Origin of the sequence: Pantoea nemavictus (assembly GCF_037479095.1) — a bacterium.
GTDB classification, from domain to species: domain Bacteria; phylum Pseudomonadota; class Gammaproteobacteria; order Enterobacterales; family Enterobacteriaceae; genus Pantoea; species Pantoea nemavictus.
Genome location: NZ_JBBGZW010000001.1, coordinates 2,040,450 through 2,060,169, shown reverse-complemented (window position 1 = coordinate 2,060,169; position 19,720 = coordinate 2,040,450). Strand labels below are relative to the sequence as shown.

The window sequence follows — 19,720 nt, the reverse complement described above, 5'->3', positions numbered from 1 at the left end:
CGTCGGCGTTTTTTATTGCCTTTTTAGTTTTACTAATACGATGTTTATATAAGCCCTCCGCTTAATATCCACATGGATGATCATCTTTTCATTACGTTGCATAAGGTTGCATTCGGAATATAACTTTATGATATATATATAATTTTAATTCCAAAGTAATTACAATTAACGTAAATAACAATATGTTATGATTTTTACGCACAAACTTATCCACAACCTGATCCTTGCGATCCGTGCCGCGTAACGACGAAAAAGATCCTGACTTCCCTGAGTGCATTCAACATTCTCCTCCGGTTGTGGCATCCTTATAGCCCTCATTATCGCAACGAAGAAAATACGAACCTATGGCGCAAATTGCAGAAAATCCCCTGATTCTGGTCGACGGCTCCTCTTATCTGTACCGTGCATATCATGCCTTTCCGCCGCTAACGAACAGTGCAGGCGAGCCAACTGGCGCCATGTATGGTGTGCTTAACATGCTGAAAAGTTTGTTGATGCAGTATCAGCCAAGCCATGTGGCTGTGGTCTTCGATGCTAAAGGCAAGACCTTCCGCGATGAGTTATTTGAGCACTACAAGTCGCATCGTCCACCAATGCCAGACGATCTGCGGGCGCAGATTGAACCGTTACATGAGATGGTGAAAGCGATGGGCCTGCCGCTGTTGGCGGTATCCGGCGTTGAGGCGGATGATGTGATCGGCACCTTGGCTCTGGAAGCGGAAAAACTTGGCCGTCCGGTATTAATCAGCACCGGTGATAAAGATATGGCGCAGCTCGTCACGCCGGCGATAACGCTGATCAACACCATGACGAATACCGTGCTGGGCCCGGAAGAGGTCGAACAGAAATATGGCGTACCTCCAACGCTGATTATCGATTTCCTCGCCATGATGGGCGACAGCTCGGACAACATTCCCGGTGTCCCGGGCGTCGGTGAGAAAACGGCTCAAGCCTTGCTGCAAGGTCTTGGCGGTATGCAGTCGATTTACGACAATCTCGACAAAGTGGCCGATCTCTCTTTCCGCGGTGCGAAAACCATGGCGGCGAAGCTGGAACAAAACCGCGATGTGGCTTTCCTTTCTTATCAACTGGCAACCATTAAAACCGACGTTGCGTTGGATCTGACGTGCGATCAACTGATCGTAAACGAGCCTGATGTTGAAGCGCTGCAAACCTTATTTAGCCGTTACGAGTTCAAACGCTGGATCGCTGATTTGCAGGATGGCACATGGCTGCAACAAGGCAAGAAGAGCAACTCGCAGACGCAGAAATCGCAGCTAAGTGAAGTTGTTGCGCCCGTCGCAGAAACCACCAGCGTGCTATCAGCGGACGGCTACGTCACCATTCTTGATGAAGCGACATTCGCTGAGTGGCTGAAAAAGCTGAAAAGCGCCGAACTCTTCGCTTTCGATCTGGAAACTGATTCGCTGGATACACTGAGCGCTAACATTGTCGGTATTGCGTTTGCTGTCGCACCGGGAGAAGCCGCCTATCTGCCCGTTGGCCATGACTATTTGGATGCACCCGAACAGCTGGATCGTAATGACGTGCTGAAGCAGCTGAAACCGCTGCTGGAAGACGGTAACGCGGCGAAAGTTGGCCAGAATCTCAAATACGATCGCGGTGTATTGAAGAATTACGATATTGAACTTAACGGCATTAAATTCGACACCATGCTGGAATCATATTGCCTGAACAGCGTGGGAGGTAAACACGATATGGACAGCCTGGCAGCGCGCTGGCTGAACCATAAAACGGTGACTTTCGAAGAGATCGCTGGCAAAGGCAAAAATCAGCTCACCTTTAATCAGATTGCGCTTGAGCAAGCTGGGCACTATGCCGCTGAAGATGCCGATGTCACGCTGCAGCTGCATCTGAAAATGTGGGCGAAGCTGGAGCCAGAGGCGGGGCCAAAACAGGTATTTGAAGAGATTGAAATGCCGTTGTTGAAGGTGATATCGCGAATTGAGCGCAACGGCGTGTTGATCGACCAAAATATCCTGGCGAAACACTCACAGGAGTTGACCACGCGTGTCGCTGAGCTGGAGCTGAAAGCGCATGAGTTAGCGGGTGAACCGTTTAACCTCTCTTCACCTAAACAACTGCAAACCATTCTTTTTGAAAAACAGGGTATTAAGCCGACGAAAAAAACGCCCGGCGGCGCACCTTCCACCAGTGAAGAAGTACTGGCTGAACTGGCGCTAGATTATCCATTGCCGAAGGTAATTCTGGAACATCGCGGCCTTTCGAAGCTGAAATCGACGTATACCGATAAGCTGCCACTGATGATCAATCCGGTTACGGGTCGAGTGCACACCTCCTATCACCAGGCAGTAACGGCGACCGGGCGACTTTCATCTACCGATCCTAACTTGCAGAACATCCCGGTGCGCAACGAAGAAGGTCGTCGTATTCGCCAGGCGTTTATTGCCGGGCCAGGCAATATTATTGTTGCTGCGGACTATTCACAGATTGAACTGCGCATTATGGCGCATTTATCACAAGATAAAGGCCTGCTGGATGCGTTTGCTCAGGGCGAAGATATTCACCGTGCTACCGCATCAGAAGTGTTTGGTGTCACGCTGAGCAAGGTTTCTGGTGAGCAGCGCCGCAGTGCTAAGGCGATCAACTTTGGTTTGATCTACGGTATGAGCGCCTTTGGCCTTTCTCGTCAGCTGAATATCGGCGCGGGCGAGGCGAAGAAATACATGGATCTCTACTTCGAACGCTACCCGGGCGTGCTGCGTTATATGGAAGAGACGCGCTCAAAGGCGGCAGAGAAAGGCTATGTTGAAACGCTCGATGGTCGTCGTTTGTGGCTGCCGGATATTACCTCTAGTAATGCTATTCGTCGTAAAGCCGCTGAGCGTGCCGCGATCAACGCACCAATGCAAGGCACGGCTGCAGATATCATTAAGCGCGCCATGATTGCAGTTGATGGCTGGCTGTTGGAGCAAAAAGACGATGCTGTACGGATGATAATGCAGGTACACGATGAACTGGTGTTTGAGATCCGCAGCGACGCAGTAGAGGGCGCCATCAAGACCATTCGTGAGCTGATGGAGAACAGCATGAAGCTGGATGTGCCGTTGCAGGTTGAAGTGGGAACCGGCGATAACTGGGATGAAGCGCATTGATGTAGCGCAGTTAGCGGTATATGCATGCCGCTGACATCATCATAAGAAAAAAGTTTACTTAATCGGTTCAGCAACGTTGTAAAGCGGTCTATAAAATGCGCGTTTTGTAACTGCTTAACGCCTAAGCATTTTTTTAGTAATTAAACTACATTGCGCGTATAAAAATGTGATGAGCTTAGTAAAAAAGATGTCGAATCCTGAAAGTTAATAACAAAAAACCCTTTGTAGGGCGCGTAAAATCAGGTAGAGTTTGTCGCGTAGGGTACAGAGGTAAGATGTTCTATCTTTCAGACCTTTTACTTCACGTAATCGGATTTGGCTGAATATTTAGCCGCCCCAGTCATTTATGACTGGGGCGTTTTTTATTGGGCTTCATCTCAAAAGCCACAACAACGTTACTCTGCTTGCTCTTCGCCATCACCTTCTTGTGCTGGCTCCAGTTCATTGAACCAGCTATCCAGTTTCTTGCGCACAATATCAACGCCCATCTTCTTAAGAGAAGAGAACATTTCCACCTGCACATCGCCGTTAAAGGCCAGCGCGGCTTCACGCACCATAGTCAGTTGCGCTTTACGTGCGCCGGATGCCAGCTTGTCAGCTTTGGTCAGCAGCACAAGGACTGGAATCTGGCTCTGAACGGCCCACTCAATCATGTTCTGATCAAGATCTTTCAGCGGATGGCGAATATCCATTAATACCACCAGGCCTTTTAGCGCCTGACGTTTTTGCAAATATTCCGCCAGCGAGCGCTGCCATTTGCGCTTCATCTCTTCCGGAACCTGGGCATAGCCATAACCCGGCAAATCGACTAAACATTTACCTTCAACTACTTCAAACAGGTTAATGAGCTGAGTTCGGCCAGGCGTTTTACTGGTACGTGCCAGACCTTTTTGGTTAGTGATGGTATTCAGCGCACTGGATTTGCCTGCATTCGAGCGCCCGGCAAAAGCAACTTCAATACCTACATCCGCCGGTAAGTGGCGAATATCAGGGGCGCTGAGCATGAAATGGGTCATGTGATAGTTCAAAGCAGACAAAGTGAAACTCCAGCAAAATGAATCGGGCAATAGGGCTGATTATACCTGTAATGGCGCAAAAGTGCCCGATAGCGTCTTAACACGCTATTTTGTAAGAGATCTACGATTTTTACTGCCAGTGATTACCGCTTCATTGAATATTAACAATTGATTTAAGTGTTATTTTTCAATTTGTTGAGAGATAAGTGGGAAGTGCCACTCTAAAATAGAGACAAGTCTCACTTGTTCATTTTACCTATTAGTCTACATTTGTTGTCAGTGCACGGCAGCACCCATCAAGGATGATGAGCTCAGGAGTGTCGGGGATGACCAAGAGCATGGCGGGAAGCGGTTCAGGCAGGAATCGGACAGGGACAAGGATTAATCGCAGGAGCGATGTGGCGATGGAGCAACCGGGACGTTGTGAGCCGTAAAGGATTTATTCAGTGTTTCCTTCGTATGAAGGTGCGATAAAAGGCGATAGCATAGGCTATCGCCTTTTTTCTTTGCTTACTTTCTGCTAGATTTCGCCGCAATTCTATACTGAACTCACAAAGCATCGCCGAGACCGGACACCATGAAGCAACCTGCATCAGCCCCGCGTGGCAAACCTGCTGCGAAAGCCAAGCGCAAATCGCGTGAAGAACTCAATCAAGAAGCGCGCGATCGCAAACGCGACAAAAAGCACAGCGGTCATAAATCTGGCAGCCGCGCTAATCCGGAAACGCAAACCGCTGGCAAAGGCCAGGGTAAAAAATCTCAGGATCCGCGCCTGGGCAGCAAAACGCCAGTCGCGTTAGTTGCTGATGGTAAAACCCAGACGGCGAAGAAGCCGGAAGCCAAACCAAAGCCAAAAGCGGAAAAAGTTCGTCTGACGCCACAAGAAGAATTGGCGAAGCTGGAAAATGACGAACGTCTGGATACGTTGCTGGATCGCCTGGAAAACGGTGAAACCCTCAGTGGCGAAGATCAGGCCTGGCTGGATCAAACCTTAGACCGCATCGACGAACTGATGGAAACGCTCGGCATCGCGTTGGATGACGAAGCGGAAGATGAGCAGGCCGAAGAAGATATGATGCGCCTGTTAAAAGGTAATTAAGGCAAATTTTGATCGGCATGCGTTTTCACGCATGCCGCGCTAAACAGGTATTCACCTATGTTTTGGCCTGGATCAATTTTCGCGTTGCTGCTGACATGTTATCTGCTCTGGTTATTGTTTAAACTACGCCGCCTGTCGCGTCTGAAGTCGCGTTTACGTCGGCGTTCAGCCCATCGCTTCGTCCACTCTTCTGCCACGCGACCCTCCCTCAGACGACGTCACCGTAAGGAGTGAGCATGTCATCGCAGCAGATAGATTGGGATCAGCACCTCATCGAAAAATACAACTACGCTGGCCCGCGTTATACCTCTTATCCCACCGCACTTGAGTTCAGTGAGAACTTTGTTGAGGCTGATTTTCAGCACGCCGTTGAGCGCTACCCCAATCGTCCGTTATCGCTGTATGTGCATATCCCGTTTTGCCATCGTCTCTGCTACTTCTGCGGCTGCAATAAAATCGTGACGCGCCAGCTGCACAAAGCCGATCGCTACCTTGATGTGCTGGAGCAGGAGATTCGTCAGCGTGCGCCGCTGTTTGCGGGGCGAAGCGTCACTCAATTGCATTGGGGCGGTGGTACGCCGACATTTCTCAATCAGCAGCAGGTCAGTCGGCTGGTAGCATTGCTACGCGATCATTTTACGATTGCCGATGATGTTGAAATGTCGATCGAGGTCGATCCGCGTGAAATCGAATTGGAGATGATCGATCATCTGCGCGCGGAAGGCTTTAATCGCCTGAGCATGGGTGTGCAGGACTTCAATAAAGCGGTGCAGGAACGCGTTAATCGCGTGCAGGACGAAGAAACCATCTTTGCTCTGGTGCAGCGGGCGCGTGAGCAAGGCTTCCGCTCGGTTAGCCTCGATCTGATTTATGGTCTGCCGCTGCAAACGCCGGAAAGCTTTGCCTTTACCTTACAGCGCGTTATTGCATTGAATCCCGATCGTCTTAGTGTCTTCAACTATGCGCATATGCCTACGCTTTTCGCTGCTCAGCGGAAAATCAAAGATGATGAGCTTCCAGGTGCGGCACAGAAACTGCAAATTCTGCAGGAAACCATCGCCACCTTAACCGGCGAAGGTTATCAGTTTATCGGTATGGATCACTTCGCGCGTCCGGATGATGAACTGGCGGTCGCGCAGCGTGCGGGCGTGCTGCATCGTAACTTCCAGGGCTACACCACGCAGGGCGAAACCGATTTGCTCGGTATGGGCGTGTCGGCTATTAGTATGTTGGGCGATAGCTATGCGCAAAATCATAAAGAGCTGAAAGCCTATTACAGCGATGTCGAGCTGCGCGGCAATGCGCTATGGCGGGGGCTCACGTTGAGTGAAGATGATTGTCTGCGCCGCGATGTAATTAAGGCGTTGATCTGTAATTTTGCACTCGATTTTACTGCGGTAGAAGCCCAGTACCCCATTGAATTTGAAGCCTACTTTGCCGAGGATTTAGCCCTGTTAGCGCCGCTGGTGGCCGATGGCTTAGTTGAGCAGAGAGGCCGCAGCCTGCACGTTACTGGTGTAGGCCGATTGCTGATTCGTAACATCTGTATGTGCTTTGATGTGTATATGCGGCAAAAGATGCGCATGCAGCAGTTCTCGCGAGTGATATAAAAAAGGGGAGCAAATTTGCTCCCCTTGTCTCAAAACGCCCAACCTGCGCGTTATTCCATTCCCAGCTCTTTCAGCTTACGCGTCAAGGTATTACGTCCCCAGCCGAGCAAGCGTGCCGCTTCCTGTTTGTGACCCTGCGTGTGACGCAGTGCGGTGGTGAGCAACGTGCGCTCCATCTCCGGCTGTGCTTCCGACAACAGATTTTGATGACCGGAACGCAAGGCGCGATCGGCCCACTGCGCCAGCAACGTAGCCCAGCTATCCGGCAGCGACTGCACCGGATTCTCCGGCGTGCTGGATTCGAACAGTTCTGGGGGCAGATCCTGAATCAACACTTCCTGGCCCGCCGCCATCACGGTTAACCAACGACAGGTGTTTTCCAACTGGCGCACGTTACCGGACCAATGCAGACGCGTCAGCGCGGTTTCGGTTTCCGGATGCAGAATCTTCGCTTCCACGCCCAACTCACGTGCAGCAACCTGCAGGAAGTAACGTGCCAAACGTGGAATATCTTCGCGTCGTTCACGTAATGGCGGCAGATGAACGCGAATTACGTTGAGACGGTGGAACAAGTCCTCACGGAATTTGCCTTCCTGCACCCGCAGCTCAAGGTTCTGGTGGGTTGCCGCGATGATACGCACATCCACTTTCACCGGCGCATAGCCGCCCACGCGATAAAACTGACCATCAGCCAATACGCGCAATAAGCGGGTTTGCACGTCGAGCGGCATATCACCAATTTCGTCGAGGAAAAGCGTGCCGCCATCGGCCTGCTCAAAACGCCCCTGACGAATCTGGTTCGCACCGGTAAATGCGCCTTTCTCGTGACCAAACAGCTCTGATTCAATCAGATCTTTGGGAATCGCCGCCATGTTCAGCGCGATAAAAGGAGACTTCGCACGCGGGCTATGGCGATGCAGCGCATGCGCAACCAACTCTTTACCGGTACCGGATTCCCCGTTGATCAGCACGCTAATTGAGGAGCGTGAAAGACGACCAATGATGCGGAACACATCCTGCATTGCCGGCGCTTCGCCGATAATATCGGTGGTTGGGCCGCTAACCGGTTGATTACGTGGCTGCTGCTGTTCCTGATAATGGCTAATCGCGCGTTCAACCAGCGCCACAGCTTCATCAATATCAAACGGCTTTGGCAGGTAATCGAATGCACCTTGCTGATAAGCGCTAACAGCAGCATCCAGATCGGAGTGCGCGGTCATAATGATCACCGGCAGCATCGGATGGCGCTGTTTAATCTGTTTCAGCAGCGCAAGACCATCCATGCCAGGCATACGAATGTCCGACAATAATACATCTGGGGTTTTGCTTGCGAGCGCATCCAGTACCTCGTTAGCGCTGTCAAAGGTTGCACAGCTCAAACCGGCTCCAGTGAGCGCTCGTTCAAGCACCCAGCGGATGGAGCTATCGTCATCGACGATCCAGACTATCCCTCGTTGCATACAAACCTCACTGGCGAATAGGCAGGTAGACCGAGAATTCGGTGTGACCTGGCCAACTGTTAAATTCTATTTTTCCTGAATGCTGATCGATCAGGCTACGGGCGATGGAGAGACCTAAGCCGGTGCCACCTTCGCGTCCGCTCACCATCGGATAGAACAGCGTATCTTGTAGCTGGGCCGGAATGCCTGGACCATCATCTTCAATATCAATGCGTGCGACTAAACGATAACGCGTACCGTGCAGCGTGAGCTGGAAGGCGGTACGCGTGCGAATCACGATGGTGCCACCTTCATCGCCTAAGGCTTGCAGCGCATTGCGAACCACATTCAACAGCACCTGTTCAATCTGGTCGGGATCGTGCGGCAGTTCCGGCAGGCTTGGGTCGTAATCACGCACCAGCGAAACGTTATCCGGCAGCTCCATCGACACCAGATTCACCACGCGTTCTGCTACCTGGTGAATGCTTTGCGTCACGTGTAAACCCGGTTGTTGCGGACCTAACAGTCGATCAACCAGATTACGCAGGCGGTCTGCCTGCTCAATGATGATGCGCGTGTATTCATGCAGGGAAGGATCGGGTAACGCGCGGGTAAGCAGCTGCGCGGCGCCACGTAATCCCCCTAACGGGTTTTTAATTTCATGTGCCAGACCGCGGACTAAATCGCGGGCAGCGACCTGCTGAGCATGCTGAATTTGTTCCTGGCTAAGCCGGCGCTGATTATCCATCGGCGCCATTTCCAGCAGAATAAAGCCATCGGGTAACCGCTGTGCCGTCAGCGACATAATATGCGCGCGGCCATCAACCACTAAAGTGACCTCACTATCGGTAAAGCCCTGGCCAGCCCCGAGACTCTCGCTCATCACCTCAATATTCAGCGAAAAATAGCCGGTTAATTCCGGTAATGGCGTGCCGAACAATTTTCGTGAGCTCTGCGACAATAATTGCTGAGCCGCCGGATTGGCGTAATGGATAACTAAATCGTCATCGACCAGCAAAATACTGTTGATTAGGGAGTTGAGAATCTGCCCCGCGTCGGGCAGCGTGCCAGTTGCCATACAGCGTTCCTCTGCACTAATTTAGTGCATTATAGCCTTTAAGGACGGAAATCTGTGCTTTGAACCAGAATACGCGGAGAAAAAAGCCCATCCGGAGATGGGCTAAAGTTTCCACGGCAATATAAAATCTTCTGCGTCTTTTACACCCCCCTGCGTGGCTGCATTCGTTCACCCGAGTCACTGAGTTATCTCGACTCCCCGGCAATCCCGATTGCCGCCTTGCGGCGATGCATAATCCGCGAATCTTTAATGCTGATTAAACGCTGTAGTACAGTTCGAACTCAACGGGGTGCGGAGTCATGCGCACGCGGTCAACTTCTGGCTTACGCAGTTCGATGTAAGCATCGATGGCGTCATCAGTGAACACGCCGCCACGAGTCAGGAACTCGCGGTCTTCGTTCAGTGCGTTCAGTGCTTCTTCCAGAGAACCTGCAACTTTTGGAATCTCAGCTTCTTCTTCCGGCGGCAGGTCATACAGGTTTTTGTCCATCGCATCGCCAGGGTGGATCTTGTTGATAACACCATCAAGACCGGCCATCAGCAGCGCGGTGAATGCCAGGTATGGGTTAGCCGCTGGATCCGGGAAGCGTGCTTCGATACGACGTGCTTTCGGGCTAGCAACCACTGGGATACGGATAGAAGCAGAACGGTTACGGGCAGAGTAAGCCAGCATAACAGGTGCTTCGTAGCCTGGGACCAGACGCTTGTATGAGTTAGTGGTTGGGTTTGCCAGGGCGTTGATCGCTTTAGCGTGCTTGATGATACCGCCGATGTAGAACAGAGCAGTTTCAGACAGGCCGCCGTACTTGTCGCCAGAGAACAGGTTCACGCCGCCTTTTGACAGGGACATGTGACAGTGCATACCTGAACCGTTATCGCCGAACATTGGCTTAGGCATGAAGGTTGCAGTTTTGCCGTACGCATGAGCAACGTTGTGCACCACGTATTTGTAGATCTGAATTTCGTCCGCTTTTTTGGTCATGGTGTTGAAGCGGGTTGCCACTTCGTTCTGACCAGCAGTTGCCACTTCATGGTGGTGTGCTTCAACCACTAAGCCCATCTGCTCCATGGTCAGACACATGGCTGAACGGATGTCCTGCGCTGAGTCAACCGGTGGCACTGGGAAGTAACCGCCTTTCAGACCTGGACGGTGACCTTTGTTACCGCCTTCGTACTCTTTACCGGTGTTCCATGCTGCTTCGATATCATCGATAGCCACGTGTGAACCTGAAGTAGAAGAACCGAAACGGATGTCATCGAACAGGAAGAACTCTGGCTCAGGTCCAAACAGCACGGTATCCGCGATGCCTGAAGAACGCAGGAACTCTTCTGCACGTTTAGCAATGGAGCGCGGGTCACGATCGTAGCCCTGCAGTGTGCCTGGCTCAAGGATGTCGCAACGGATGATCAGGGTCGAGTCTTCGAAGAACGGATCCATAACTGCAGTGGTTGCATCCGGCATCAGCACCATGTCTGATTCGTTAATGCCTTTCCAGCCACCGATGGAGGAGCCATCGAACATTTTGCCTTCTTCGAAGAAGTCAGCGTTAACCTGGTGAGCAGGGATAGTAACGTGCTGTTCTTTACCTTTGGTATCGGTAAAACGCAGGTCAACAAACTTAACTTCATGCTCGTTCATCATCGAGAGAACGTGTTCAGCGGACATACTCAACTCTCCTGGAAATGGTCATTATCGTCATGGTGAGAGAACTTCGTTGCCGGGAATGCGCCACAACTGCTGACCACTCCTAACCAAAGATCTCGGCAAGCTCTTTCAACCGTTTTATAACTGTCGTTTTCGCTTAAAATAGATAAAGCGAATTCTGTGCCAACTTTATGACAATAGCGAAAATGGCGCTACAATGCGCCCTTTCGTGAGTCGAAGGCTGCACCAGGATGGATTGCATGCATTGTTATGGTGCACCCGTGGTGAATGAAGGCACCAACATGGTGCAAAATGCCATCGCAGTGCAGATTAATGCACCGTTAATGGTGCTAAAAACCAGCACTACGAGAAACTTTCGGCGAAATCTGTGATCATGTTCAGTCTTCCGCTTAATCCGTGTACAATACCGCGTTATTTCTATAATGCCTGAGGCAAAGCTGTGATCGAAAATTTGCGTAACATCGCCATCATCGCGCACGTTGACCATGGTAAGACCACCCTGGTTGACAAGCTGCTACAACAGTCCGGTACTTTTGATGCTCGTACCGAAGCGACTGAGCGCGTAATGGACTCTAACGATTTGGAGAAAGAGCGTGGGATTACCATCCTCGCAAAAAACACCGCCATCAAATGGAATGACTACCGTATCAACATCGTTGATACCCCAGGACACGCCGACTTCGGTGGTGAAGTGGAGCGCGTCATGTCCATGGTGGATTCGGTGCTGCTGGTTGTAGATGCGATGGATGGCCCTATGCCGCAAACCCGCTTCGTAACCAAGAAAGCATTTGCTCATGGTTTGAAGCCGATTGTGGTTATCAACAAAGTTGACCGTCCGGGCGCGCGTCCTGATTGGGTTGTTGATCAGGTATTCGACCTGTTCGTTAACCTGGATGCGACTGACGAGCAGCTGGACTTCCCGATCATCTTCGCTTCGGCGTTGAATGGTATCGCGGGTCTGGAACACACCGATATGGCTGACGACATGACCCCGCTGTACCAGGCGATCGTCGACCACGTTTCCCCACCTCAGGTTGAAGTTGAAGCGCCACTGCAGATGCAGATCTCGCAGCTGGACTACAACAACTACCTGGGCGTGATCGGCATCGGCCGCATCAAGCGCGGTACCGTGAAGCCGAACCAGCAAGTCACTATCATTGATAGCGAAGGCAAAACCCGTAACGGTAAAGTCGGTAAAGTACTGGGCCACCTCGGTCTGGAGCGTATCGAAAGCACCCTGGCAGAAGCGGGCGACATCATCGCTATCACCGGCCTGGGCGAGCTGAACATCTCTGACACCATCTGCGACACGCAGAATGTGGAAGCGCTGCCAGCTCTGAGCGTCGATGAACCAACCGTAACCATGTTCTTCAACGTGAACACCTCACCGTTCTGCGGTAAAGAAGGTAAGTTCGTGACCTCGCGCCAGATCCTGGAGCGTTTGAACAAAGAACTGGTACACAACGTGGCACTGCGCGTTGAAGAAACCGAAGATTCTGATGCGTTCCGCGTTTCAGGTCGTGGTGAGCTGCACTTGTCGGTTCTGATCGAGAACATGCGTCGTGAAGGTTTCGAGCTGGCGGTATCCCGTCCGAAAGTAATCTTCCGCGAGTTTGAAGGCCGTAAGCAGGAGCCATTCGAAAACGTCACCCTCGACATCGAAGAAACCCACCAGGGTTCTGTGATGCAAGCGATGGGTGAGCGTAAAGGCGACCTGAAAAACATGGATCCAGATGGTAAAGGCCGTGTACGTCTTGACTACATGATCCCAAGCCGCGGTCTGATCGGCTTCCGTAACGAATTCATGACCATGACTTCAGGTACCGGTCTGCTGTACTCCACCTTCAGCCACTACGACGACGTGCGTCCGGGCGAAGTGGGTCAGCGTCAGAACGGCGTACTGATCTCTAACGGCCAGGGTAAAGCGGTAGCGTTCGCCCTGTTCGGTCTGCAGGATCGCGGTAAGCTGTTCCTGGGTCACGGTGCGGAAGTGTATGAAGGCCAGATCATCGGTATTCATAGCCGTTCTAACGACCTGACCGTTAACTGCCTGACCGGTAAGAAACTGACCAACATGCGTGCGTCAGGTACTGATGAAGCGACCACTCTGGTTCCACCGCAGAAGATGACGCTGGAACAGGCTATCGAGTTCATCGATGATGACGAACTGGTAGAAGTGACTCCGCTGTCAGTACGTATTCGTAAACGTCACCTGACCGAGAACGATCGTAAGCGTTCTTCTCGCGGCAGCAAAGAGTAAGCGAAACAGTCTGATATTGAGCCCCGCACTTGCGGGGCTTTTTTATGCCTGCAAGCCGCTGCAACGCTCGCTTGCTGAACTTTGGCTCCGCTTCCAGATTACTGATTTCCCGCGCCTCGTCCCTGTTCAGACACCACTTTTGACGCTAAAGTGAATGATCCAGGGAACATAAAGGAGAGGCGTCATGCTGTACATTTTTGATTTAGGCAATGTGATTGTTGATATCGATTTTAATCGTGTGCTCGGCGTCTGGAGCGATTTGGGGCGTGTGCCGCTGGCAACGTTGCAAAGTAACTTCCGCATGGATGAGGCTTTTGAGAAACACGAACGTGGCGAGATAAGCGATCCCGAATTCGCCGCGCGTATCTGCGATCAACTGGATATCGCGCTGAGTTACCCACAATTCACGGCAGGCTGGCAGGCGGTTTTTGTCGGCGTGCGTCCGGAAACGCTGGCGATCATGAACAAACTGCGTGCTAAGGGCGAGCGCGTGGTGATTCTGTCGAATACCAATCAGCTGCACTTCGAGTTCTGGCCAACGCAATATCCTGATGTACAGCAGGCGGCCGATCATCTTTATATGTCGCAGGATATCGGCATGCGTAAGCCGGAAGCCCGCATCTATAACTATGTGCTGCAGCACGAAGGCTATCAGGCCGACCAGGCGGTATTTTTTGATGATAACCAGGCCAACATCGATGCGGCGCGCGCGCTCGGCATTGAGAGCGTGTTGGTGGTTGATGAGAAAACTGTGCCGGATTGGTTTGCAGGTCGTCTCTGAGTGCTGAATCTACGACATCTGCGCCACTCGGCGCATACTTTTTTCCTGTGGGTAAAACTGCTGTGGCGACGCATTGACGAAGACAATATGACGACGCAGGCGGGCAATTTGGCCTACGTCTCATTGCTGGCGTTGGTGCCGCTAATTGCCGTGGTTTTTGCGCTGTTCGCCGCTTTTCCCATGTTCTCCGATATCAGCGTGCAGCTGAAAAACTTCATCTTCACTAACTTTATTCCGGCGACGGGCGACGTCATTCAGCGTTATCTGGATCAGTTCGTTGCCAACGTCAACAAGATGACGGCGGTCGGTATTGTCGGGTTGATTGTCACCGCGCTGCTGCTGATGCATTCGGTGGACAGCGCGTTAAACACCATCTGGCGCAGCGATAAGCCACGACCAATGGTCTACTCCTTTGCGGTGTACTGGATGATCTTAACGCTGGGTCCGCTGCTGGCCGGCGCCAGTTTAGCCCTGAGCTCCTATCTGTTGTCGCTGCGCTGGGTAAATGTCACCGGCGTCACCAGCTTAATCGATCATCTGCTGCGCATTTTCCCGCTGTTTCTCTCTATCCTCGCCTTCTGGCTGCTGTACAGCATTGTGCCGACGCGGCGTGTGCCCACGCGCGATGCACTGATCGGTGCCATCGTTGCCGGTTTGCTGTTCGAGCTGGGGAAAAAAGGCTTTGCGCTCTATGTTACGATGTTCCCTTCGTATCAGTTAATTTACGGCGTTCTGGCGGTCATCCCGATTCTGTTCCTTTGGGTTTACTGGTCGTGGTGTATTGTTTTGTTGGGCGCAGAAATCACTGTCACCCTGGATGACTATCGCCAGTTAAAACAGCAGGAACGCGATAAAGAACGAGAGGAAACATGATTGCTTTGATTCAGCGCGTTAGTCGCGCCAGTGTCAGCGTTGATGACGCGACAGTGGGTGAAATTGGCAATGGGTTATTGGTGTTATTGGGTGTTGAAAAGGGCGACGACGAGCAAAAGGCGCAGCGTTTGACCGAACGCGTTCTCGGCTACCGCATCTTCGCGGATGAGAATGACAAGATGAATCTCAACGTACAGCAGGCCGGCGGCAGCGTGCTGGTGGTGTCGCAATTCACCCTCGCCGCTGATACCAATAAAGGTATGCGTCCCTCTTTCTCTGGCGGTGCAGAACCGGCGGAAGCCGAGCGTCTCTATGAATACTTCAGCGATTGCTGCCGAACACAGGGTGTGACCACCGCAAATGGGCGCTTTGCCGCCAATATGCAGGTTTCGTTGGTAAACGACGGTCCGGTGACCTTCTGGTTACAGGTGTGAGGTTAACAGCCGAGCGGCAAGGATTTAGCCACGCAAGCTCCGAACGAGAGAATCACTTTATGTATCATCTTCGCGTACCGCAAACGGCGGAAGAGCTGGATATGTATTACCAGTTCCGTTGGGAAATGTTACGAAAGCCGCTGCGTCAGCCGCAGGGTTCTGAGCGTGATGCCTGGGATGCGCTGGCGCATCATCAAATGGTGGTGGATGAGCAGGGCAAACCGGTAGCGGTGGGACGTCTGTATATCAACGCGGAAAACGAAGCGGCGATTCGCTTCCTCGCGGTACATCCCTCCGTGCAGGGCAAAGGTCTTGGCACGCTGGTGGCGATGACGCTGGAGTCGGTCGCGCGTCAGGAAGGGGCTAAGCGCGTCACCTGTAGCGCGCGTGAAGATGCCGTCGAATTCTTTGCCAAGCTTGGCTACGTCAATCAGGGTGAAATCACCGCGCCGCAAACCACGCCGGTACGCCATTTCCTGATGATTAAACCAGTGGTGACGCTCGACGATATCTTGCATCGCGCCGACTGGTGCGGACAGCTGCAGCAAGCCTGGTACGAGCACATCCCGCTGAGCGAAAAAATGGGCGTGCGTATTCTGCAATATACCGGGCAGAAATTCGTTACTACCATGCCAGAAGCGGGCAATCAGAATCCTCATCACACCTTATTCGCGGGCAGCCTGTTCTCGCTTGCTACATTGACTGGCTGGGGCTTGATCTGGCTGCTGCTGCGCGAGCGTCATCTTGGCGGCACTATCATTCTGGCGGATGCGCATATTCGCTATAGTAAGCCCATCAGCGGTCGTCCGGGCGCCATTGCCGATCTTGGCTCGCTGAGTGGCGATCTTGATAGGCTGGCGCGTGGCCGTAAAGCGCGCGTACAGATGGAAGTCGAATTGTTTGGTGACGAAGAGTTAGGCGCGGTGTTTGAAGGTGTGTATATCGTGCTGCCGGCTGATTCTGACGGATCGCTGGAAGAGGGCGGCTCCGGGGCGCGTATTAATTAACGCGTGCCTCATGCGTAAGGTCGCCATTCATGGCGACCTGGTTTTTAAACTATTGAATCTGCCCGCCACGCATCGTCTGCTGCACGGATTGTGCATCGGTGGTTACCGACAAGGTGCCATCCGCGCTTGGGCGCAGCGGTGCGTTGGCGTTGAGAGATCCTTTCAGTTGCAGCTGCAAATTGCTATTGCCGCTCAACGGCAGCGTTGGCCAACCCCAGTTTTGCAGTACGTTGGCCGGCACAGCCTGACCTTTTAGGCTCAGCGTCAGCGGTCGTTGTACATCCTGACCTACCGTCGCTGTCCCTTCCAGTAAACCGCTGCCGTTAAAGGCACTCAGCTCAGTCACTTGAATCTGTTGGTCGTTAGCATTCAGCGCAATCGAAGGATGGCGCAGGTCGGTACGATTGAAGGTAGCTTCGGCAGCGTTAAAGCTCGCTTTCCCGGCCCAAATGCCCCACTGATGCTGGCGTGCCAGCAGCAGGTTATCCGCACTGCCATCCAGCGACGTCATCTGGAACGGGAAGGCGGGATTGATATCGATTATCAGGTTACGGTTAGCGGTGGCGCGCGTTACCAGCACGCTGTCCAGCCAATCCGGCAACGTCTGCTGCCAGCGCTCGCGCCAGTTTTGCGGCAGCGTATACTCCAGCCCGGCGATGGCCAATTCATCCAGCGTCAGACGCTTGTCGCTGCGTGTCCAGTTGCCGCTGGCGCGCACCACGCCATTGACCCAGCGAGAACTGAATTGCGTTAGCGCGATACCCTGCGGCGAAAGATCGGCATTCACGATGGGATCGTTCAACTCAAAGCCACCGTTAATAAAATTCCCGGCGTTCATGGAAAGCGAACCACCATCGCTTTCCCAGTTATCGCCGCGCAAGGTGACATTTTTCAGCGTTAAATCGAGATCGGTCACTGCCCAATCTGGCCCTTGCAGGCGTGCATCGGTCATATCCAGACGATTGATGCTCACCGACGGGACATCGCGCAGCGGATTAAGGAAGTCGCTCAGGCTTTGATGCGTTTGCAGGCGGATATCGTTGAGGCGCAGCTGGTCAATCTTCCAGTTGCCCTGCGCATCGCGCTCGGCATTGCCGGTCATCGAACCGCGCGCTAAATCGGCACCAATATTACTCAGTACCAGACGACGTTGCTTAATGTTGCCCTGCAGCAACACATTGTTGCCCGGTACGCCATCCAGCGTCAGAGTTCCAGCACTGATCTGGAACTGCGCATCGCTGCCCAGCACGTCGTTAGGCAGCGGTTTCCACGGCAGAAGACCGCCATTCACGCGCTGAGCGGTCATCGGCAAGGTGCTATGCGGATTCTCAATACGCACATTGTTCAGCTGCAGGCGATTGGCCTGCATCGGCAGCGTGGTATCGGGCGCTTGATTGGCGAGATTGATTTCACCGTCGCGCACTTCGATGCTGTTGAAATGCAGCGGATCGCTGAACTGTACCAGCGCGAGACCCAGGTCAACGCGCTTCGCTACCAGCACGGCGGGCTGACCATCATGACCAAAGCTGAAATCATCAAGAATGATGTGCGAAGGGGACGAGAAGTCGTGCTCAATCTTGCTAAGGGAGAGATGCCAGGCGGTTTTATCGCTTACCCAGCGGCTAAACCAGCCTGCGCCCCACTGTGTTTGCAGCAACACATACAGCACAACCAGCGCCAGCAGAATTAGCAGCAGTAAGGTAAGGAAAAACTTGCCTAAAAATTTCATCGCACTCATCCATCCCGATATTTATCCGGTGAGTGGTTGTTATGCCTGAATTACCGTTACAGCTCAACAGCCTGGATGTAAATGCGGATAAATATCAGGCAGGCCGAAGCCTGCCTGCTGCGTTACTTTTCTTGCGGGAAGATGAGGTTCAGCACGATGGCGGTGATACCACCGGCCGCAATGCCAGATGAAAGCAGGGTTTTCAGCCAGTCCGGGGCAAATTGCAGAATCAGCGGCTGCTGAGAAACGCCCAAACCTACCGCCAGCGACAGCGCGATAATCATGATAGCGCGGCGATTGAGCGGTTCGCGTGAAACGATGCGCACACCCGAGGCGGCGATGGTTCCGAACATCACAATGGTGGCACCGCCCAGCACCGGTTCCGGAATGTGCTGCACAAATCCGCTCACTGCCGGGAACAGGCCAAGCACGATCAGCATCAGCGCCACCACAAAACCGACATAGCGACTGGCAACGCCGGTCAGCTGAATCACGCCGTTATTCTGGCCAAAGCACGAGTTCGGGAAGGTGTTAAACAACGCCGAAACAAACGAATTGAGTCCGTTCGCCAACACGCCGCCTTTCAGCCGCTTCATGTACAGCGGGCCGCTTACTGGCTGCTCGGAAACATCAGAAGTCGCGGTGATGTCGCCGATAGTTTCCAGCGAGGTCACCATAAACACCAGCATCAGCGGGATCAGCAGATTCCATTCAAAGCCAAGACCGTAATAGAGCGGCGACGGCACGGCGATCAGCGGTTGATTGGATGGCGTGCTGGTAGCGGGCAGCATATCCAGCGCCCAGGCAAGTGCGTAACCTACTGCCATGGCAATCACCAGTGAAGCCACGCGCAGGTAGGCATTACGCTGACGGTTTAGCAGGATAATGACCACTAATACCGAAGCAGCCAGCAGCAAGTTTTTCGGTGCGCCGAAGGTGTGATCGCTCATCGCAGCAAAGCCGCCGCCAATCGAGGTCAAACCGACCTGAATCAGTGACAGGCCGATAATCATTACCACAATGCCGGAAACCAGCGGCGTAATGATACGGCGTGCCAGATGCAACACGCGCGACAGCACCATTTCGGTACAGGAAGCGACCATCAGCGTGCCAAACAGCGCGGCCATCATGGTCGGTACATCAACGCCGCCATTTTTCAGCGCCATGCCGCCCATAATCAGCGGGGTTACGAAGTTAAAGCTGGTGCCCTGAATCGACAGCAGGCCGGAACCGATCGGTCCCCAGGTTTTAATTTGCAGAATCGATGCCACGCCAGAAGCAAACAGCGACATGCTGATGATGTGCTGTGTGTCCTGCGCCGGTAAACCCAGCGCCTGGCAGATGAGCAGTGCGGGCGTAATCACCGCGACAAACATCGCCAGCAGATGCTGGCAGGCAGCAAACAAGGTTTGCGGCAGCGGCGGACGGTCTTCGAGGCGGTAAATCAGTTCACTTTTCGGGCTTGCAGCGCTGGCAGGCTGGGGTGATTCAGCGGTGTTGACGGACATGGTGGACGTTCTCAATTACAACAAAGGGGCGATTTTAAACGGTTGCGTTGTGAAAGCAATCGTTTGCAATGCCCCTTTTTACT

The 19,720-nt window shown here is 52.8% G+C and carries 15 protein-coding genes; 9 read left to right on the top strand and 6 right to left on the bottom strand.

The genetic code is table 11. The annotated features are described in order from the left end of the window. The first annotated feature begins 344 nt into the window (after window positions 1-344). Both polA and spfP read left to right on the top strand, forming a co-directional pair. Entirely contained in the window at window positions 345-3,137 is a 2,793-nt protein-coding gene (gene polA, locus WH298_RS09450) for a DNA polymerase I (protein ID WP_180822726.1), read from the top strand. Between the two features lie 275 nt (window positions 3,138-3,412). Next, window positions 3,413-3,460, top strand: coding sequence for a small protein SpfP (gene spfP, locus WH298_RS23720; protein WP_071892919.1), 48 nt, complete (start codon window positions 3,413-3,415; stop codon window positions 3,458-3,460). A gap of 72 nt (window positions 3,461-3,532) precedes the next feature. On the opposite strand, the gene yihA is transcribed toward spfP, so the two are convergent. Continuing rightward, window positions 3,533-4,174 carry a ribosome biogenesis GTP-binding protein YihA/YsxC gene (gene yihA / locus WH298_RS09445; protein ID WP_007885234.1) on the bottom strand — a complete coding sequence of 214 codons (642 nt, stop codon included), beginning with the start codon at window positions 4,172-4,174 and terminating at the stop codon, window positions 3,533-3,535. Window positions 4,175-4,730: 556 nt separating this feature from the next. Here yihA and yihI point away from each other — a divergent pair. Beyond that, a complete protein-coding gene (gene yihI, locus WH298_RS09440; protein ID WP_180822725.1) occupies window positions 4,731-5,252 on the top strand; it encodes a Der GTPase-activating protein YihI in 522 nt (173 codons plus the stop codon). A gap of 236 nt (window positions 5,253-5,488) precedes the next feature. Beyond that, window positions 5,489-6,862: an oxygen-independent coproporphyrinogen III oxidase gene (gene hemN, locus WH298_RS09435; RefSeq protein ID WP_180822724.1), complete on the top strand. Its 1,374-nt coding sequence runs from the start codon at window positions 5,489-5,491 to the stop codon at window positions 6,860-6,862. Window positions 6,863-6,912: 50 nt separating this feature from the next. On the opposite strand, the gene glnG is transcribed toward hemN, so the two are convergent. The 3 genes from glnG to glnA form a co-directional block, all read right to left on the bottom strand. Next, a complete protein-coding gene (gene glnG, locus WH298_RS09430; RefSeq protein ID WP_007885240.1) occupies window positions 6,913-8,322 on the bottom strand; it encodes a nitrogen regulation protein NR(I) in 1,410 nt (469 codons plus the stop codon). A 7-nt stretch (window positions 8,323-8,329) separates the two neighbouring features. Beyond that, complete coding sequence (glnL, locus tag WH298_RS09425) at window positions 8,330-9,379, bottom strand: nitrogen regulation protein NR(II) (RefSeq protein ID WP_007885241.1); 1,050 nt, start codon at window positions 9,377-9,379, stop codon at window positions 8,330-8,332. Window positions 9,380-9,635: 256 nt separating this feature from the next. Beyond that, on the bottom strand, window positions 9,636-11,045 hold the full coding sequence (glnA, locus tag WH298_RS09420; protein ID WP_007885243.1) for a glutamate--ammonia ligase: 1,410 nt from the start codon (window positions 11,043-11,045) through the stop codon (window positions 9,636-9,638). A gap of 439 nt (window positions 11,046-11,484) precedes the next feature. On the opposite strand from glnA, the gene typA reads away from it, so the two are divergent. The 5 genes from typA to fabY all read left to right on the top strand — a co-directional run bounded on the left by typA (window position 11,485) and on the right by fabY (window position 16,400). After that, window positions 11,485-13,305, top strand: coding sequence for a ribosome-dependent GTPase TypA (gene typA / locus WH298_RS09415; RefSeq protein ID WP_007885247.1), 1,821 nt, complete (start codon window positions 11,485-11,487; stop codon window positions 13,303-13,305). Between the two features lie 184 nt (window positions 13,306-13,489). Further along, window positions 13,490-14,086, top strand: coding sequence for a glucose-1-phosphatase (gene yihX, locus WH298_RS09410; protein WP_007885249.1), 597 nt, complete (start codon window positions 13,490-13,492; stop codon window positions 14,084-14,086). A 3-nt stretch (window positions 14,087-14,089) separates the two neighbouring features. Further along, a complete protein-coding gene (locus WH298_RS09405) occupies window positions 14,090-14,959 on the top strand; it encodes a virulence factor BrkB family protein (RefSeq protein WP_180823711.1) in 870 nt (289 codons plus the stop codon). Beyond that, complete coding sequence (gene dtd, locus WH298_RS09400; RefSeq protein ID WP_007885252.1) at window positions 14,956-15,393, top strand: D-aminoacyl-tRNA deacylase; 438 nt, start codon at window positions 14,956-14,958, stop codon at window positions 15,391-15,393. The genes WH298_RS09405 and dtd overlap by 4 nt, the downstream gene beginning before the upstream one ends. A gap of 59 nt (window positions 15,394-15,452) precedes the next feature. Continuing rightward, window positions 15,453-16,400, top strand: coding sequence for a fatty acid biosynthesis protein FabY (gene fabY / locus WH298_RS09395; RefSeq protein WP_007885253.1), 948 nt, complete (start codon window positions 15,453-15,455; stop codon window positions 16,398-16,400). Window positions 16,401-16,449: 49 nt separating this feature from the next. On the opposite strand, the gene WH298_RS09390 is transcribed toward fabY, so the two are convergent. After that, window positions 16,450-18,129 (bottom strand): AsmA family protein, encoded by a 1,680-nt coding sequence (locus WH298_RS09390; protein WP_180822723.1) that lies wholly within the window; start codon window positions 18,127-18,129, stop codon window positions 16,450-16,452. A gap of 122 nt (window positions 18,130-18,251) precedes the next feature. After that, window positions 18,252-19,637 (bottom strand): nucleobase:cation symporter-2 family protein, encoded by a 1,386-nt coding sequence (locus tag WH298_RS09385; protein WP_180822722.1) that lies wholly within the window; start codon window positions 19,635-19,637, stop codon window positions 18,252-18,254. Between the last annotated feature and the right edge of the window lie 83 nt (window positions 19,638-19,720).

Bases quoted from the DNA above. Each gene is read 5' to 3' on its own strand.
- WH298_RS09385 (WP_180822722.1), bottom strand. From the start codon at position 19,637: ATGTCCGTCAACACCGCTGAATCACCCCAGCCTGCCAGCGCTGCAAGC.
- hemN (WP_180822724.1), top strand. From the start codon at position 5,489: ATGTCATCGCAGCAGATAGATTGGGATCAGCACCTCATCGAAAAATAC.
- WH298_RS09390 (WP_180822723.1), bottom strand. From the start codon at position 18,129: ATGAAATTTTTAGGCAAGTTTTTCCTTACCTTACTGCTGCTAATTCTG.
- yihI (WP_180822725.1), top strand. From the start codon at position 4,731: ATGAAGCAACCTGCATCAGCCCCGCGTGGCAAACCTGCTGCGAAAGCC.
- polA (WP_180822726.1), top strand. From the start codon at position 345: ATGGCGCAAATTGCAGAAAATCCCCTGATTCTGGTCGACGGCTCCTCT.
- glnL (WP_007885241.1), bottom strand. From the start codon at position 9,379: ATGGCAACTGGCACGCTGCCCGACGCGGGGCAGATTCTCAACTCCCTA.
- glnA (WP_007885243.1), bottom strand. From the start codon at position 11,045: ATGTCCGCTGAACACGTTCTCTCGATGATGAACGAGCATGAAGTTAAG.
- dtd (WP_007885252.1), top strand. From the start codon at position 14,956: ATGATTGCTTTGATTCAGCGCGTTAGTCGCGCCAGTGTCAGCGTTGAT.
- yihX (WP_007885249.1), top strand. From the start codon at position 13,490: ATGCTGTACATTTTTGATTTAGGCAATGTGATTGTTGATATCGATTTT.
- fabY (WP_007885253.1), top strand. From the start codon at position 15,453: ATGTATCATCTTCGCGTACCGCAAACGGCGGAAGAGCTGGATATGTAT.
- glnG (WP_007885240.1), bottom strand. From the start codon at position 8,322: ATGCAACGAGGGATAGTCTGGATCGTCGATGACGATAGCTCCATCCGC.